We start from the raw sequence: 16958 nt of genomic DNA, 5'->3' as shown, positions 1-16958 counted from the left end.
TGGCGTGATCGACCTCCGCCTCCTGCGCGACAACCCCGACATCGTCCGTGCCAGCCAGGTCACCCGTGGTGACGACCCCGCGCTGGTGGACGCCGCCCTCGACGCCGACGCGCGCCACCGCGCCGCGCTGAGCGAGTTCGAGAGCCTGCGCGCCGAGCAGAAGTCCCTCGGCAAGCAGGTCGCGCAGGCGCAGGGGGAGGAGAAGCAGGAGCTGCTCGCGCGCACCAAGCAGCTCGCCGCCGACGTCAAGGCGCGCCAGGCCGACGCGGACGCCGCCTCGGAGGAGCTGCGCGGGCTGCTGTTCCGTATCTCGAACGTCGTCGAGGGGGCGCCTCCCGGCGGCGAGGACGACTACGTCGTGCTGCGCGAGGAGGGCACGATCCGCGACTTCGCGGCCGAGGGGTTCACGCCGCGCGACCACCTGGAGCTGGGCGAGGGCCTGCGCGCGATCGACACCGAGCGCGGCGCGAAGGTCTCGGGCGCCCGGTTCTACTACCTCACGGGCGTGGGCGCGCGCCTCGAGCTCGCGCTGCTCAACGCGGCGATGGACACGGCGGTCGCGGCGGGCTTCACGCCCGTCATCACGCCGACCCTCGTGCGGCCCGAGGTCATGCAGGGCACCGGGTTCCTCGGCGCGCACGCGGACGAGATCTACCGCCTGGAGAAGGACGACCTCTACCTCGTCGGCACGAGCGAGGTCGCGCTCGCGGGCTACCACGCGAACGAGATCGTCGACCTGTCGGGCGGCCCGCTCCGGTACGCCGGGTGGAGCGCGTGCTACCGCCGCGAGGCCGGCTCGCACGGCAAGGACGTGCGCGGCATCATCCGCGTGCACCAGTTCCACAAGGTCGAGATGTTCTCCTACTGCGACCCGGCCGACGCCGCCGCGGAGCACCAGCGCCTGCTCGGCTGGGAGGAGCAGATGCTGCGCCTCGTCGACCTGCCGTACCGCGTCATCGACACCGCGGCGGGCGACCTCGGGTCGAGCGCCGCGCGCAAGTTCGACTGCGAGGCGTGGCTGCCCACCCAGCAGCGCTACCTGGAGCTCACGTCGACGTCGAACTGCACGACGTTCCAGGCGCGCCGCCTCAACGTCCGCGAGCGGGTCGAGACGGACGGCAAGACGGAGACGCGCACCGTCGCCACGCTGAACGGCACCCTCGGCACGACGCGCTGGATCGTCGCGATCCTCGAGAACCACCAGCAGCCCGACGGGTCGGTCCGCGTGCCCGAGGGGCTGCGCCCGTACCTCGGCGGCCTCGAGGTCCTCGAGCCGGTGGTGGCGTGACGGAACCCCGGGAGACCACCGATGCGGCCGAGCCGCTGCTCGTCGCGCTCGACATCGACGGCACGCTCATGTCCTACGACCAGGAGCTGTCGGAGGACGTGCGCGACGCCGTCGCGGACCTGCGCGCCGCGGGGCACCACGTGGTGCTCGCGTCGGGCCGGTCGCTCATCGCGATGACGCCCGTCGCGGAGATCCTCGGGATCGACCGCGGCTGGGTCGTCGCGTCCAACGGCGCCGTGACCGCGCGGCTGGACCCCGACGAGCCCGACGGGTACGTCCTCGAGGACGTCGTGACGTTCGACCCGGGCCCGGCCCTGCGGCTCCTGCGCGAGCACCTGCCCGACGCGCGGTACGCCGTCGAGGACGTCGGCGTCGGGTTCCGCATGAACGAGCTCTTCCCCGACGGCGAGCTCGACGGCGTGCACCGCGTCGTCGAGTTCGACGAGCTGTGGTCGGGCGAGGTGACGCGCGTCGTCGTGCGGTCGCCGGGGTCGACGAGCGAGCAGTTCCACGAGCTCGTCGAGCGGCTCGGCCTCGACGACGTCACGTACGCCGTCGGCTGGACGGCGTGGATGGACATCGCGCCCCTCGGCGTCACGAAGGCGACCGGCCTGGAGCTCGTGCGCCGCGCCCTGCACGTCCAGCCGCACCGGACCGTCGCGGTCGGCGACGGCCGCAACGACGTCGAGATGCTCCGCTGGGCGGCCCGCGGCGTCGCGATGGGCCACGCGGACGACGTCGTGCAGGCGGCAGCCGACGAGGTGACCGGCCCCATCGACGACGACGGCGCGGCGAGCGTCCTCCAGAGCCTCCTCCCCGCGAGGTAGAGCCCTGGCGGTCGAGGCAGCACCCGGTCACGCCGAGGTAGAGGCGCGGTCCCGCGAGGTAGAGCCCGGGTTCCTCGGGTACCACGCCTTCGCCTCGGCGGACCGGGGTCTACCTCGTGGGGACGGTCAGTCGCGGGGCTCGCGCGCGGTGAGCACGACGGGGCCGTCCTCGGTGATCGCGACGGTGTGCTCGCTGTGCGCGCCGCGCGACCCGTCGGCGGAGCGGAGGGTCCAGCCGTCGGGGTCGGTGTAGATCTCGTCGGTGGTCTCGAGGAACCAGGGCTCGATCGCGATGACGAGGCCCGGCTTGAGCGGGAACCCGCGCTTGCGGCGGCCGTCGTTGGGGATGTGGGGCTCGCCGTGCATGGTGCGGCCGACGCCGTGCCCACCGAAGTCGGTGTTCACCGAGTAGCCCGCGGCGTGCGCGACGTCGGCGATGGCGGCGGAGATGTCGCCGACCTTCTTGCCCGGCTGCGCGGCGGCGATGCCCGCCTCGAGCGCGCGCTCGGTCGTCTGGATGAGCCGGGCGTCCGCCTCGCCCAGCGCGCCCGCGCGCGGCGTGCCGACGACGAACGACAGCGCCGAGTCCGCGACCCACCCGTCGACGGAGGCGGCGAAGTCGATGCTCAGCAGGTCGCCGTCGCGCAGCGCGTAGTCGTGGGGCAGGCCGTGCAGCACGGCGTCGTTCACGGACGTGCAGATCACCTTGCCGAAGGGGCTCGCACCGAACGACGGGTGGTAGTCGATGTAGCAGGACTCGGCCCCGCGGTCGCGGATCATCCGGTGCGCGACCTCGTCGAGCTCGAGCAGGTTCGTCCCGACCTTCGTGGCGGCGCGCACCGTGGTGAGGACGTCGGCGACGAACCGTCCGGCGGGCCGCATCTGCTCGATCTCCCGCGGGGTCCTCAGCTCGATCATCGTGGTCCTTCCGGTTCGCAGGTGGTGGTGCCCGACGACGGCGCGGCGGGCTCGGGCGTGCCGAGCGGTGCCGGGGGCGGGCCCGACCACGATATCGGTCCCGGCGGGAGCAAGCGCTTGCATCGATCTGCTCACGATGCGGCACGGCGCCTCGCCAGGGTCCGTCCCGGCGTGGCAGCATCACCCGTCGTGGCAGGTATCGACGACGTCGCCCAGGCCGCCGGGGTGTCCACGGCGACCGTCTCGCGCGCCCTGCGCGGCCTGCCGAACGTCTCCGAGGCGACGCGCCTGCGGGTGCTCGCGGAGGCGGCGCGGCTCGGGTACGTGCCCACGCCGTCGGCGTCGTCCCTGGCGACGGGGCGGACCCGGACGATCGGCGTGCTGACCCCGTGGGTGAACCGGTGGTTCTTCGCCAACGTCATCGAGGGCGCCGAGCGCGCCCTGCGCGACCTCGGCTACGACGTGCTGCTCTACACGTTCGACGTCCGTCGCACGTCGTCGCGCCGGCGGGTCGACCCGAGCGTGCTGCGCCACCGCGTGGACGGGACGCTCGTCGTCGGGCTGCCGCTGGACGACGACGAGGTGCGCTCGCTCGTCGGGCTGGCGCGCCCGCTGGCGTTCGTGGGGTCCGGGCCGGCGGAGCAGGTGACTGTCCGGCTCGACGACGTCGCGACCGGGCGCGCGGCGACGCGCCACCTGCTCGACCTCGGGCACCGGGTGATCGGGCACGTGACCGGGGTGCCGGACCTGGTGTCCTCGTGGTCCCCGCCCGTGGAGCGCGCGCGGGGGTACGTGCGCGCGCTCGAGGAGGCGGGCGTCGTCGTGCAGCCGGACCTCGAGGTGAACGGCGACTTCGACGTCGCGGGCGGCCGCGAGTCGACCGCGGAGCTGCTGCGCCGTCGCCCGGACGTGACCGCGGTGTTCGCGGCGTCGGACGAGATGGCGATGGGCGCGATCCTCGCGGCGCGCGACCTGGGGCGGCGGGTGCCGGAGGACCTGTCGGTCGTGGGCGTGGACGGCCACGACCTCGGCGAGCTGGTCGGCCTGACCACGATCGCGCAGGACGCCTACCAGCAGGGCTTCGACGCCGCGCTCCTGCTGCTCGACATGATCAACGGTGCCCCGGTGCCCGAGAGCCTGACGTACCCGACGGAACTCGTCCGGCGCGGGTCGACGGCGCCGCTCGCCCCGGGCGCGTAGGCCCGGTCGCGTCCCCCGCCCACGCCGGGACGCCCGTGCGCACACGGTGTGGGAGCGCGGCCAGCCTTGCGGGCCCCGAGAGAGCGCGCACCCGCCGCGCGTGACGGAATCGTTACGCAAACTCACCTCCGCTGTGCTTGCACCCCGAGGATGCAACCGCTTGCATGGGGGGAGGGCGAGAGCGCACCCGCGCTCGCGACGTCGCGATGCGCCCGGTCCTCACCGGACCGGGGTGACGGCGTCCGGACCCACGACGAGGTGGAGGCTGAGATGACCAGGACCACGAGGACCAGCGCGGCGCGTCGCCGCACGCTGGCGGTCGCCGCCGGCGGCGCGAGCCTCGCGCTCGTGCTCGGGGCGTGCAGCAGCGGGGGCGGCGGCGGGGGCGACGACGAGTCGCCCAGCGCCGAGGTGGACTGCGCCGACTTCGAGCAGTACGGCGACCTGTCCGGCAAGACCGTCTCGGTCTACTCGACGATCGTCGACACCGAGGCCGAGCAGCAGCAGGCGTCGTACGAGCCGTTCGAGGAGTGCACGGGCGCGACGATCGAGTACGAGGGCTCCAAGGAGTTCGAGGCCCAGCTCCCCGTCCGCATCCAGTCCGGCAGCGCGCCCGACATCGCGTACCTGCCGCAGCCCGGCCTCCTTCGCCGCATCGTCGCGGACTTCCCCGACGCGATCCAGCCGGTCGGCGAGCAGGCCGCGGCCAACGTCGACCAGTACTACACCGAGTCCTGGAAGGACTACGGCACCGTCGACGGCACGCTGTACGCGACGCCGCTCGGCGCGAACGTGAAGTCGTTCGTCTGGTACTCGCCGTCCATGTTCGAGGAGGCGGGCTACGAGGTCCCGACGACGTGGGACGAGCTCATGGAGCTCTCCGACCAGATCGTCGCCGACAACCCGGAGGGCGACGTCAAGCCCTGGTGCGCCGGCATCGCGTCCGGCGAGGCGACCGGCTGGCCGGCCACCGACTGGATGGAGGACGTCGTCCTGCGCACGGCGGGCCCCGAGGTCTACGACCAGTGGGTCAACCACGAGATCCCGTTCAACGACCCGCAGATCGCCACGGCACTCGCCACGGTCGGCGACGTGCTGAAGAACGAGGACTACGTCAACGGCGGCCTGGGCGACGTGAGCAGCATCGCGACGACCGAGTTCACCGAGGGCGGGTACCCGATCATCGACGGCCTGTGCTACATGCACCGCCAGGCCACGTTCTACCAGGCGAACTGGACGACCCTCGACCCCGACCTCGAGGTGGCCGAGGACGGCGACGTGTGGGCGTTCTACCTGCCGGGCGAGTCGGCCGACGACAAGCCGCTGCTCGGTGGCGGCGAGTTCGTCGCGGCGTTCAACGACCGTCCCGAGGTCCAGGCCTTCCACGCGTACCTGTCGAGCCCCGAGTGGTCCAACGCCAAGGCGAGCGTGACCCCGCAGGGCTGGATCAGCGCCAACAACGGCCTCGACCCCGAGCTGCTGCAGTCGCCTATGGACCAGCAGGCGTACGAGCTGCTCACGGACGAGAGCTACACGTTCCGCTTCGACGGCTCGGACATGATGCCCGCCGCCGTCGGCGCCGGCTCGTTCTGGTCCGAGATGACCGAGTGGATCGCGAGCGACAAGTCCGACCAGGCCGTGCTCGACGCCATCGAGGCGTCCTGGCCGACGTCCTGACCCGCGAGCGGCCCGGGGGCTGACGGCGCGGCGCGAGCCACGTCGTCGGGCCCCGGGCCCGCGCGTCGACCCGGGGGCGGGTCGCCCGGGCAGGACCCGGGCGGCCCGCCCTCGCCGACCGTCCCTCGTCGTCCACCTCGTCCTCCCGGCCGCCGCCGGCCACCTCAGGAGCCTCACATGGACTGGTTGCTCGAACCCTCCGGGACGGGGGGCAAGCTCGCGGTGATGGTCGTCGCGATCCTGCTCTTCGTCGTCGTCATGGGTCTGATCCTCTTCCTCGTCGACCGGCCGAAGCGCGTGCCCGGCTGGGTCGTCGCGATCGCGTTCGCCGGGCCCGCGGTCGTCATGCTCGCGTTCGGCCTGCTGTACCCGGGGCTGCGCACGATCCGCGACTCGTTCTACAACCGCACGGGCTCCGCGTTCGTGGGGCTCGACAACTACGTCACCGCGTTCACGCGGGACGAGTTCCAGATCGTCCTGCGCAACACCGCGATCTGGGTCATCGTCGTCCCGCTCGTCTCGACGTTCCTCGGGCTGGTGTACGCGGTCGTCGTCGACCGGTCCCGCTTCGAGAAGCTCGCGAAGACCCTGATCTTCCTGCCCATGGCGATCTCCATGGTCGGCGCGGGCATCATCTGGAAGTTCATGTACGAGTACAAGCCGGCCAGCCAGCCGCAGATCGGCCTGTTCAACCAGGTCCTCGTGTGGCTCGGGCTGGAGCCGCAGCAGTTCCTGCTCAGCGCGCCGGCGAACACGTTCTTCCTCATCCTCGTGATGATCTGGATCCAGGCCGGGTTCGCCATGACGATCCTCGCCGCCGCGATCCGCGCCATCCCGGACGACATCGTCGAGGCGGCCCGGCTCGACGGCGTCGGCGGCATGCGGATGTTCCGCTACATCACGGTGCCGAGCATCCGCCCGGCCCTCGTCGTCGTCCTCACGACGATCGCCATCGGCACGCTCAAGGTCTTCGACATCGTCCGCACGATGACGGGCGGCCGGTTCGAGACGTCGGTCGTGGCGAACGAGTTCTACACGCAGGCGCTGCGCCAGGGCGAGCAGGGCCTGGGCGCCGCGCTCGCCGTCATCCTCTTCGTGCTCGTCATCCCGATCATCGTGTACAACGTGCGGCAGCTGAAGCAGGCGGAGGAGATCCGATGAGCACCCCACTGTCCGCCTCCGTGCCCGACGCCCCGCTCGTCGACGAGACGGTCGAGGAGGGCAGCGGCAAGGGCGTCGTCGCCGGCCTCGACGCGCGTGCCGACAAGGTGCGCCGCAAGGTCTCCTCGCGGCCGGCGTCGATCATCGCGATCGTGCTCGCCGTCCTGTGGACGATCCCGACGTTCGGGCTCCTCGTCACGTCGTTCCGGCCGCCGCGCGAGATCCGCCGGTCGGGGTGGTGGGAGGCGTTCGCGAACCCCGAGTTCACGGTCGACAACTACACGGACGCGCTGTTCGGCGGCTCGACGAGCTTCGCGACCTACTTCGTCAACTCCCTCGTCATCACGCTGCCCGCGGTGATCATCCCGATCACGCTCGCGTCGCTCGCCGCGTACGCGTTCGCGTGGGTGAACTTCAAGGGCCGCAACCTGCTGTTCGTCGCGGTCTTCGCGCTCCAGATCGTGCCCATCCAGGTCACGCTCGTCCCGCTGCTCACCCAGTACGTGGACTGGGGGATCGACGGCTCGTTCTGGCCCGTGTGGCTGTCGCACTCGATCTTCGCGCTGCCGCTCGCGATCTTCCTGCTGCACAACTTCATGAAGGACATCCCGCGCGAGCTCGTCGAGGCCGCCCGGGTCGACGGCGCGGGGCACGTGAAGATCTTCTTCCAGGTCCTCATGCCGCTCCTCGTCCCCGCCATCGCGGCGTTCGGCATCTTCCAGTTCCTCTGGGTGTGGAACGACCTGCTCGTCGCGCTGACGTTCGCGTCCGGCCAGGACACCGCACCGATCACGGTGCGGCTCGCCGAGCTGTCCGGCTCGCGCGGGGCCAGCTGGCACCTGCTCCCGGCGGGCGCGTTCATCTCCATGGTCGTGCCCGTGGTCGTGTTCCTCGCGCTCCAGCGGTACTTCGTGCGCGGCCTGCTCGCCGGCTCGGTCAAGGGCTGACGCCGGCCGCAGCGAGCCGGTGACGGCGGCCCGTCCCGCACGGCGGACGGGCCGCCGTCGCACGACCGGCGTGCGACGTCCCCGCGCGGGAGCGGTCGTAGAGTCGGTCGGTGCCCACCCGAACCGCCGCCCTCTACCGCGTCCCGGCACCGGCGCTGTTCGTCGTCTCGGGCCTCACGCAGTACCTCGGCGCGGCGATCGCCGTCGGGCTGTTCGCCGTCGCCGGGGCGGTCGAGGTGGGGTGGCTGCGCATCGCGGCCTCCGCGCTGCTCCTGCTGGCCTGGCGCCGGCCGTGGCGGCGCCGCTGGACGCGGCACGACCTCACGTGGGCCGCGGTCTTCGGGGTCGCGCTCGCGGCGATGAACCTCGCGTTCTACGTCGCGATCGACCACCTCCCGCTCGGCACCGCCGTCGCGATCGAGTTCCTCGGCCCGGTCGCGGTCGCGGCGGTCACGGGCAGCGGCTGGCGCGAGCGCGGCGCCATCGCGGTCGCGGCGGCCGGGGTCGTGCTGCTCGCCGGCGTGACGGTCGGGTCCGACCTCCCGCACGACGACGCCGTGCTCGGCCTCGCGGCGATCGCCGTCGCCGCCGCGTGCTGGGCCGCGTACATCGTGCTCGGCCGCCGGGTCGCCGTCGGGGGCTCGGGCGTCACGTCGCTCGCGGTCGGGATGACCGTGGGCGCGCTCGCGTTCGCGCCGTTCCTCGCGCCGGACGCCGTCCCGGTGCTCGGCGACTGGCGGCACGCCCTGGCCGTCGCGGGGATCGCGCTGTTCTCGTCCGTCGTGCCCTACGCGCTCGAGCAGGTGATCCTGCGCCGCGTCAGCGCGGCGACGTTCTCGGTGCTCCTCGCGCTGCTCCCGGCGACGGCGGCCGTCGTGGGCGCCGTCGTGCTCCGGCAGGTCCCGAGCCCCCTGGAGCTGGTCGGTCTCGTGCTCGTCTCCGGGGCGATCGCCATGACCGCCGCGCGCCCGGGCGCGGGCGGGCGCGGGGAGCCGGACGACGTGCTGCCGACCGACCCCCCGCCCGCCTGAGCGGACCGGGACCTCAGAGGTACTGGCCGGGCGAGGGGCGTCCGTCGTGCTCGTCCGGGCGCGGCTGCTGCCCCGGCATCCCGCCGGGCGCGCCGGGGCCCATGGGCGGCAGCGAGCCGGGCGGCAGGGCCCGGCGCATCTGCGAGAGCTGCGCCTGCGCGGCCATCTGCTGCGCGACGAGCGCCGTCTGGATGCCGTGGAAAAGCCCTTCGAGCCACCCCACGAGCTGCGCCTGCGCGACCCGGAGCTCCGCGTCCGTCGGGACGCTGTCGTCCGAGAACGGCAGCGTGATGCGGTGCAGCTCGTCGACGAGGTCCGGCGAGAGGCCCTCCTCGAGCTCCGTGAGGGACCGCTCGTGGATCTCCGCGAGCCGCGAGCGCGCCGCCTCGTCGAGCGGGGCGTCGCGCACCTCATCGAGGAGCTTCTTGATCATGCCGCCGATGCGCATGACCTTGGCCGGCTCTTCGATGACGGTCGCCGGGTTGCGGTCGGGGTCGGTCGAGTCGTCGCTCTCGACGACGCTCACCCCCGTGCCGTCGGGCATGACCACGGTGGAACGGCCGGGCTCGTCGTCGCCCTGCGCGGTCGCCGCGGGGTCGGGAGCGGTGGGCTCGTCGGGACGGGGGTCGCGCGGTTCGTCAGCCATGGGTCCAGTCTTGCGCGTGCCACCCCCGCGCGCACCGACGGACGCGACCCGCCGTCACGGGACGAGCAGCACCTTGCCGAACACCTCGCCCGAGTCGAGCAGCTCGTGCGCGCGCGCCGCCTCGTCGAGCGGCAGGCGCGCGTGCACGACCGGCCGCACCCGGCCGTCCTCCACCAGCGGCCAGACGTGCGTCAGCACCTCGTGCACGATGCGCGCCTTCTCCTGCGGCGGGCGGGCCCGCAGCGTCGTGCCGGCCACCGTGGCGCGGCGGGCGAGGAGGAGGCCGAGGTCGAGCTCCGCGCGTCGTCCCTTCTGCATGCCGATGACGACGAGGCGCCCGCCCGTGGCGAGGACCTCGAGGTTGCGCGGCAGGTAGGCGGCCCCGACGACGTCCAGCACCACGTCCGCGCCGTGGCCGCCCGACGCGTCCCGCACCGCGGCGACGAAGTCCTCCTCGCGGTGGTCGACGGCGAGGCTCGCCCCGAGCGCCAGGCACCGGTCGGCGCGGTCACGACCGCCCGCGGTCACCGCGACGTGCGCCCCCAGCGCCGCACCGAGCTGGACGCCGACCGTCCCGACGCCGCCCGAGCCGCCGTGCACGAGCAGCCACTCGCCGGGCGCCAGGCGGCCCACGTCGACCACGTTGCTCCAGACGGTGCACACCGCCTCGGGGAGGGCGGCCGCGTCCACGAGGTCGACGCCGTCGGGGACGGGGAGCACCTGCGACGCGCGCACCCGCACCTGCTCCGCGTACCCGCCGCCGTCGAGCAGCGCGACCACCCGGTCGCCGACCGACCAGCCCGACACCGCCTCCCCGACGCGGGCCACCGTGCCCGAGACCTCCAGTCCCGGCCAGTCGGGTGCGCCGGGCGGGGGAGGGTAGGATCCAGCGCGTTGTAGCAGGTCAGCACGGTTCACGCCAGCGGAAGCGACGTCGACCACGAGCTCGTCCGGCCCAGGGGTCTGGTCAGGGAGCGTGGAAACCGTTAGTTTCTCAGGGCCACCGGGGCCCGATATCGTGACGCCTCGCATCTCGCCGAGACTACGCGGAGGGCCCGGGAGGCGCCGGATCACCGACGGGGGCACCGCGGGGCGAGGGCGATTGTTCGCGTTCCTCGCGGATTAGGTGTCCGGGAGTTGTGCACCGATAGTTAGTACGCACGACCGGGGAGCGAGCCCGGGAGGCGCCGCTGCCACGCGCGTCGACCATGCCGCCGAACGGGTGGACCAGGTGATGGAGGCAGGTTCGTATGCTCCGCAGGTTGAGCGTCCGCGGGAAGATCCTTGCGGCACTCGCGGTGCCCGTCCTCGTCCTCTTCGCCGCCGCGGCGATCATCTCGGCGCAGGCCATCGGGTCCGCGCGCGACGCGAGCCAGACGAGCGCGCTCGTCGCGGCGCTCGCGGCGCAGGACGCGGCCGGGACGGAGATCGCGGCCGAGCGCACGTACTCGTTCCTCGACGCGAACAGCACGCGCGACAACGCCGAAGAGGCCCGGGCGCAGATGATGGCGCAGCGCGAGAAGACGGACCGCGCGCTCGACGCCCGCGACCGCGCGTACGAGCGGCTCAACACGTCGGCGCTCGACCCCCGCGTGCGCAAGGCGGTGGCCGACACGATCGGTGACCGGTCCGAGCTCACAGGTGTCCGCCAGGCGATCGACCGGTCCGGCCTCGGCCAGCTGCAGCGCAACTCGATGTACGGCGACCTCATCGACGCGGCGCTGGACGTGCCGCGAGCCCTCGCGGACACGACGCCCGACCGCAGCCTCGCGCAGTACCTCGACACCTACGTGCTGCTCGACGAGCTGCTCGCGCAGCAGGCGCTCGAGCAGCCGCTCGCCGGGGCGGTGCTCCAGGCCGCGCAGGCGGGCCAGCAGAACACCGTCACCAACCAGCAGGCCGCTGTCCTCGTCACCACCGGAGACGCGCTCGCCGCCCGGGCGCGGGCCGCGGTCCGCCAGCTGCCGGGAGAGGCCCGCCTCGAGACGCCGACGGCGACCTACAACCAGATCCGGCAGAACCTCATCGGGTCCCGCCCGGCCGCCACGCCGCCCAGCCAGGCGGAGCAGTGGCCAAACCTCTCGCAGGAGGATCGCGACCAGACCGCCCCCGTGCGCGACGCCGTGCGCACCGAGACCGCGGAGAAGGCCTCGGACCTCGCCGGAGCCGCCACGACCCGCGCCGTGATCACCATCCTCGTGACGCTCGCCGCGGTCGTCGCCTCGATCCTCGTGGCGGGCTTCATCGCCCGCGCGATCGTCAACCCGCTGCGGCGTCTCACCGACGCCGCCGAGGACGTCCGTGACCAGCTGCCCAAGCTCGTCGAGCAGGTCGCCGTCCCCGGCCAGGGCCCGGGCATCGACCTCGCGCCGATCACCGTCGAGTCCAGCGACGAGGTCGGCCAGCTCGCGACCGCGTTCAACGACGTGAACCAGACGACGATCAAGGTCGCCCGCGAGCAGGCCGCGCTCCGTGGCTCGATCGCCGAGATGTTCGTCAACGTGGCCCGCCGCGACCAGGTGCTCCTCAACCGCCAGCTCGCGTTCCTCGACGACCTCGAACGCTCCGAGGAGGACGCGGGCACGCTGTCCAACCTCTTCCGCCTCGACCACCTCGCGACCCGGATGCGCCGCAACGCCGAGTCGCTGCTCGTGCTCGCCGGCATCGACTCGGGCCGCCGCGTGCGCCAGCCCATGCCGGCCTCCGACGTCATCCGCACCGCGTCCTCCGAGATCGAGCTGTACGACCGCGTGCGCCTCAACCTCGTCGTCGACCCGCTCATGCTGGGGCACAACGCGCTCAACGCCGCGCACCTGCTCGCCGAGCTCCTCGAGAACGCGACGATGTTCTCGGAGCCGCACACGCCCGTCGAGGTCACCACGGGCCGCGACGCGGACTTCGTGCACATCACCGTCCGCGACCACGGTCTGGGCATGACGGCCGAGGAGATCGCCGAGGCGAACCGGAAGGTCGCGACGCACGCGGCCTCGGACGTCGTCGGCGCCCAGCGCCTGGGCCTGTTCGTCGTCGGTCGCCTCTCGGAGCGCCTCGGCGCCAAGGTCCGCTTCAGCGCGGGGGGCGACGAGCAGGGCACCGAGGTCGTCGTGTCCTTCCCGGCGGTCCTCTTCGTCCCGGACTCGAACGTCCCGCTCCCGCAGCCGACGGACCCGCTGGAGACGCGCACCCAGGCCGCGGCGCAGCAGCTGACGAGCACGGGCGTGATGCCGGCGCTCCCCGCCGAGCCCGCCGCTCCCGCGCCCGTCCCGACGGCGTCCGTCGCGGCCGTGGAGCCCGAGGCGCCCGCCGGTGTGCCCGTCGACCTCGACGCGCTCACCGACGGCACCACGCAGACCGGCATGCCGCGTCGCCGCTCCCGCACGGTCGACCCGGCGGCGGCCGCGCCCAGCGCGTCGTTCGCGTCGGGCCCGCAGACGGGCGCGATCGTGCTCCCACCGCTCGCGACCCCGGCGCTCCCGGACGAGCTGCCCGCCGCGGACGAGGCCTGGACCCCGCCCGCGGAGGTGGCTCCCACCGCGTCGGTGCTCCCGAGCCGGTCCCGCGCCGCCGCGACCCCGGTCGAGCCCGTCTCGGCCGAGATCCCGGTGCTCGACGTCAGCACCCGCAGCGCGCTCTTCTCGAGCTTCCGCCCCGTGGGCGAGCGGCCGGTCACCGAGAACCCGGTCGAGCTGCCGGTCGCGCCGGACGTCACGGCGACCGACATCCCGCTGGTGAGCGACGTGCCGACGGCCGAGGCCGCCGTCCACCACGAGGTCGTCTGGACCCCGCCGGAGGTCGCGGACCAGCCGGCCGCCCCGAGCGCGGCCACGGGCACGGAGCAGGCCTGGGCGCCCGAGCAGCCCTGGGCCCCGGAGCAGCCCGCCGAGCAGGCGTGGACGCCGCAGCAGCCCGCCGAGCAGGCGTGGGAGCCCGAGCCCGTGCAGGAGACCGCGTCCGCGAGCTGGGCGCCGTCGTCGTTCGCCGACGCGCCGCTCGACGCGACCCGCGTCGTCCCGCCCGTGGCGGCGCAGCCCGAGCAGCCCGCGGCCGAGCGCGCACCGCTCGCCGACCGGAGCCAGGCCGCGACCGAGGTCCGGCCCGTGGCGCCCTCCGCCCCGGAGCAGACGGACGTCCCGGTCGTGGCCGAGGGTCGTGCCGGGGACGGCGCCGAGGAGATCCCCGCCGAACTCTCGTTCGAGGCGCTGCCGCGCTTCGAGGAGCTCATGGCCGACCTCCCGACGCGCCGATCGCTGCGCGAGAGCCAGGCGCGCAAGCGCGGTCTCTTCGGGCGTCGTCCGCGGACGACGGCCACGCCGCAGGCGACGCGACCCGCCGGCCCCTCGGCCGAGGCGCTCGCCTCGCGCCCGGCCGGGTCGACGCCGGCACCGGCGGCGGCCTCGCCCGCGGCGTCGAACCCGGTGGCACCTGCGCCCGCCCCGTTCCAGGCGGCCCCGGCCGCGCGGCAGGAGCCGGGCGCGCCGGCACGCACGTCCGCGTTCGCGCCGCGCGCCGACCTCCCTGCTGCGCCCACGCCGTCCTTCGCCCCCGAGGCGCCGGCTGCTCCGGTGCAGGAGACGCGCAGCCTTCCGCCGGTCCAGGACGCCCCGTACCGCGCCGTCGACCGGCCGTCGGCGCCGGAGCCTGCGGCGGCTGCCGCGTCGGCGTGGGCACCGGCAGAGCCGCGCCCCGAGCCGGCTCCCGCCGCCGCGTGGGACGCCGCTCCTGCCGGGGACGCGGCGACGGGCTACGGTCCGCCGAGCCCGCTCGCCCGGCGCCCGGTCGCGGAGTCCCTCGAGCCGCTGGACGCGGGCTACGTGTCCGACTCGGTCGAGGCGCGGTCGGACTGGATGGCGTCGGCGGTGCTGTACGAGGAGATGTCCACCCTGCTGCAGGGCAGCACCGATTTCCAGGAAGCGACCTTGGCGGACCCGAACGACGGCATCTACCAGCCGCTCAAGGTCGACGCCGCGGCGTCGGGCCTCGCGCGACGCTCGCGCGGCGAGGAGCGCGACGGGTACGTCGACCGCTTCACGGCGCGGATCGACCGCGACCCGGAGCAGCTGCGGGCGCGCCTGTCGGCGTTCCAGTCGGCGACCGCCCGCGGGCGCGTCGAGGGGCAGGACGAGACGAGTTCGACGTGGAACCCCGAGGCCATGGATTATGTCCCTGATTCAGCGCCGCAGGCGCGGTGACGACATGCCGTCTGCGGCAACTGACGAGGAGGAACAGTGAACGCGCTCAGCACCGAGGCCACGAACTTCGGGTGGCTGCTCGACAACTTCGTGCGGACCGTACCGGGCAGCCGGCACACGCTCGTGGTGTCGGCGGACGGCCTGCTCATGGCGATGTCCGACCAGCTCGACCGGACGAGCGGTGACCAGCTCGCCGCCATCGTCTCGGGCATGTCGAGCCTGACCCGCGGTGCGGCCCGCCAGCTCAACGGCGGGAACGTCCGGCAGGCCATCATCGAGATGGACAACGGGTTCCTGTTCCTCATGAACGTGTCGAACGGCTCCGTCCTGGGCGTGGTGGCCGAGGCGAACTGCGACATCGGCCTCATCGGCTACGAGATGGCGCTCCTCGTCTCGCGCACGGAGGCGACCCTGACGCCGCAGCTCATCTCGGAGATGCGGGGTAGCCTTCCGGTCGACGGTGCGACCCGAACCCCGGTGGGATGAGGACTGATCGATGACGAACGTACCTTTCGGCAGCATGGGAGCCCACGACGGGTACGAGGCGGCGACCGTCCGCCCGTACGCGGTGACCGGTGGTCGCGTGCGGTCCGCCACGTCCGACCTGCCGCTCGAGGCGCTCGTCGAGGTCATGCCGGGTGCCGTGAACAGCTTCGGGCTGCCGCCCGAGAAGCGCTCGATCCTCCAGCACGCCGCGCACACGTACGTCTCGATCGCCGAGCTCTCCGCGCTCCTGCGCCTGCCGCTCGGCGTGACGAAGGTGCTCGTCGCGGACCTGCAGGAGGACAACTACATCACCGTCCACACGTCGACCCCGCTCAACGTCCACACGGGTCACGGCAGCAACCACTCGGGTCTGTCCCTGAGCGTCTTGGAGAGTGTTCTCAATGGCATTTCCACCCTCTGACGGCTCGGGGAGCGGGCCGCAGGCAGGGCAGCCGTCCGGGGCGAGCGGGGGTGCGCCCGGCGGTCAGCCGGCGCTGCGCCAGACGGCGTGGGCTCCGGTGAGCGCACCCGTCGGCGTGCCGACCCAGGCGGCTCCGGCGACGCCCGGCCAGCCCGCAGCGCCGCAGCAGCCGGCCGCGGCCCAGCCCGTCGCTCCGGCGGCACCGCAGCCGGCCGCGCCGGTGGCGACGCAGCCCGCGGCGGCTCCGGCCGCACCGCAGCCGGTCGCTCCTGCTCCGGCCGCCGCGCAGCCGTCCCCGGCCGCCGCGCAGCCTGCGTCGGCTCCCGTCGCGCAGGCCGCGGCCCAGCCGCGCACCGCGCCGCAGCCCCTGGCCGCCGCGCAGCCCGTGGCTCCCGCCCAGCAGGCGCCCGCTCAGCCGGTCGCCCCGGAGCAGCAGGCGGCGGCCGCGCGTCCGGTCGCGGCAGCGCCCGTGGCCCCGCCCGCCGCGGCGGCGCAGGCCGGGGGTGCGCCGGCGTCCCGGACGGCGCCGACGGTCGTGAAGATCGTCGTCGCGGGCGGCTTCGCCGTCGGCAAGACGACGTTCATCGGCTCGATCTCGGACGTGGAGCCGCTCAACACCGAGGCCGCGATGACGGAGCACTCGGTGGGCGTCGACGACGCGGGCGGCGTGTCCGACCGCAAGACGACGACGACCGTCGCGATGGACTTCGGCCGCGTCTCGCTGCCGGGCAACCTGTGGCTCTACCTGTTCGGCACGCCGGGCCAGGACCGCTTCCTCTTCATGTGGGACGACCTGGTCCGCGGCGCGATCGGCGCCGTCGTGCTCGTCGACACCGACCGCCTGGAGCAGTGCTTCCCGGCGATCGACTACTTCGAGTCGCGCAACATCCCGTTCGTCGTGGGCGTCAACTGCTTCGACGGCGTGGCCAAGCACAAGCTGGAGGACGTCCGCGAGGCGCTGCAGATCCCGCCGCACGTGCCGATGCTCTACACGGACGCGCGCTCGCGCGCGGCGACGAAGCAGACGCTCATCGCGCTCGTCCAGCTCGCGATGCGCCAGCTCCGCGGCGCGGCCTGACCGCTCCCACACCCCGCGCCACCGCACGACGGCGGGCCGCCCTCCACGGGACGGCCCGCCGTCGTCGTGCACGGGCGGGGCGTGCCACA

At 73.7% G+C, this 16958-nt stretch carries 14 protein-coding genes; 11 read left to right on the top strand and 3 right to left on the bottom strand.

Annotated features, from left to right (window positions below; translation table 11 throughout):
* The first annotated feature begins 4 nt into the window (after window positions 1-4).
* A complete protein-coding gene (serS, locus tag B9L22_RS04350; RefSeq protein ID WP_086149325.1) occupies window positions 5-1288 on the top strand; it encodes a serine--tRNA ligase in 1284 nt (427 codons plus the stop codon).
* Window positions 1285-2115 (top strand): HAD family hydrolase, encoded by an 831-nt coding sequence (locus tag B9L22_RS04345; RefSeq protein WP_255376871.1) that lies wholly within the window; start codon window positions 1285-1287, stop codon window positions 2113-2115. Before serS ends, B9L22_RS04345 begins: the two co-directional genes overlap by 4 nt.
* A gap of 126 nt (window positions 2116-2241) precedes the next feature.
* Here B9L22_RS04345 and map read toward each other — a convergent pair whose 3' ends face one another.
* Complete coding sequence (map, locus tag B9L22_RS04340; protein ID WP_021482979.1) at window positions 2242-3033, bottom strand: type I methionyl aminopeptidase; 792 nt, start codon at window positions 3031-3033, stop codon at window positions 2242-2244.
* A 189-nt stretch (window positions 3034-3222) separates the two neighbouring features.
* Between map and B9L22_RS04335 the strand changes: the two genes are divergently transcribed.
* The 5 genes from B9L22_RS04335 to B9L22_RS04315 all read left to right on the top strand — a co-directional run bounded on the left by B9L22_RS04335 (window position 3223) and on the right by B9L22_RS04315 (window position 9049).
* Window positions 3223-4233, top strand: a complete 1011-nt coding sequence (locus B9L22_RS04335; protein WP_031316536.1) for a LacI family DNA-binding transcriptional regulator — start codon at window positions 3223-3225, stop codon at window positions 4231-4233.
* Between the two features lie 270 nt (window positions 4234-4503).
* Complete coding sequence (locus tag B9L22_RS04330) at window positions 4504-5910, top strand: ABC transporter substrate-binding protein (protein ID WP_086149324.1); 1407 nt, start codon at window positions 4504-4506, stop codon at window positions 5908-5910.
* 177 nt (window positions 5911-6087) lie between these two features.
* Entirely contained in the window at window positions 6088-7071 is a 984-nt protein-coding gene (locus B9L22_RS04325; RefSeq protein WP_034652574.1) for a carbohydrate ABC transporter permease, read from the top strand.
* Window positions 7068-8018 carry a carbohydrate ABC transporter permease gene (locus tag B9L22_RS04320; RefSeq protein WP_021483010.1) on the top strand — a complete coding sequence of 317 codons (951 nt, stop codon included), beginning with the start codon at window positions 7068-7070 and terminating at the stop codon, window positions 8016-8018. The genes B9L22_RS04325 and B9L22_RS04320 overlap by 4 nt, the downstream gene beginning before the upstream one ends.
* Window positions 8019-8128: 110 nt before the next feature.
* On the top strand, window positions 8129-9049 hold the full coding sequence (locus B9L22_RS04315) for a DMT family transporter (RefSeq protein ID WP_086149323.1): 921 nt from the start codon (window positions 8129-8131) through the stop codon (window positions 9047-9049).
* Window positions 9050-9062: 13 nt separating this feature from the next.
* On the opposite strand, the gene B9L22_RS04310 is transcribed toward B9L22_RS04315, so the two are convergent.
* Complete coding sequence (locus B9L22_RS04310; protein ID WP_086149322.1) at window positions 9063-9695, bottom strand: bacterial proteasome activator family protein; 633 nt, start codon at window positions 9693-9695, stop codon at window positions 9063-9065.
* 54 nt (window positions 9696-9749) lie between these two features.
* Window positions 9750-10727 carry an NAD(P)H-quinone oxidoreductase gene (locus B9L22_RS04305; RefSeq protein ID WP_086149321.1) on the bottom strand — a complete coding sequence of 326 codons (978 nt, stop codon included), beginning with the start codon at window positions 10725-10727 and terminating at the stop codon, window positions 9750-9752.
* Window positions 10728-10957: 230 nt separating this feature from the next.
* On the opposite strand from B9L22_RS04305, the gene B9L22_RS04300 reads away from it, so the two are divergent.
* From B9L22_RS04300 to B9L22_RS04285, 4 genes are all read left to right on the top strand, one after another.
* Window positions 10958-14884: a sensor histidine kinase gene (locus tag B9L22_RS04300; RefSeq protein WP_158097144.1), complete on the top strand. Its 3927-nt coding sequence runs from the start codon at window positions 10958-10960 to the stop codon at window positions 14882-14884.
* Window positions 14885-14920: 36 nt separating this feature from the next.
* A complete protein-coding gene (locus B9L22_RS04295) occupies window positions 14921-15370 on the top strand; it encodes a roadblock/LC7 domain-containing protein (protein ID WP_021483502.1) in 450 nt (149 codons plus the stop codon).
* A gap of 34 nt (window positions 15371-15404) precedes the next feature.
* Complete coding sequence (locus B9L22_RS04290) at window positions 15405-15791, top strand: DUF742 domain-containing protein (RefSeq protein ID WP_031317001.1); 387 nt, start codon at window positions 15405-15407, stop codon at window positions 15789-15791.
* Between the two features lie 469 nt (window positions 15792-16260).
* Window positions 16261-16869: an ATP/GTP-binding protein gene (locus B9L22_RS04285; protein ID WP_086149669.1), complete on the top strand. Its 609-nt coding sequence runs from the start codon at window positions 16261-16263 to the stop codon at window positions 16867-16869.
* Window positions 16870-16958: the final 89 nt, after the last annotated feature.

Origin of the sequence: Cellulosimicrobium sp. KWT-B (assembly GCF_002127155.1) — a bacterium.
In the GTDB taxonomy this organism is placed as follows: domain Bacteria; phylum Actinomycetota; class Actinomycetes; order Actinomycetales; family Cellulomonadaceae; genus Cellulosimicrobium; species Cellulosimicrobium funkei.
The sequence above is the reverse complement of the archived record's forward strand: the minus strand, read 5'-3'. Positions and strand labels throughout refer to the sequence as shown.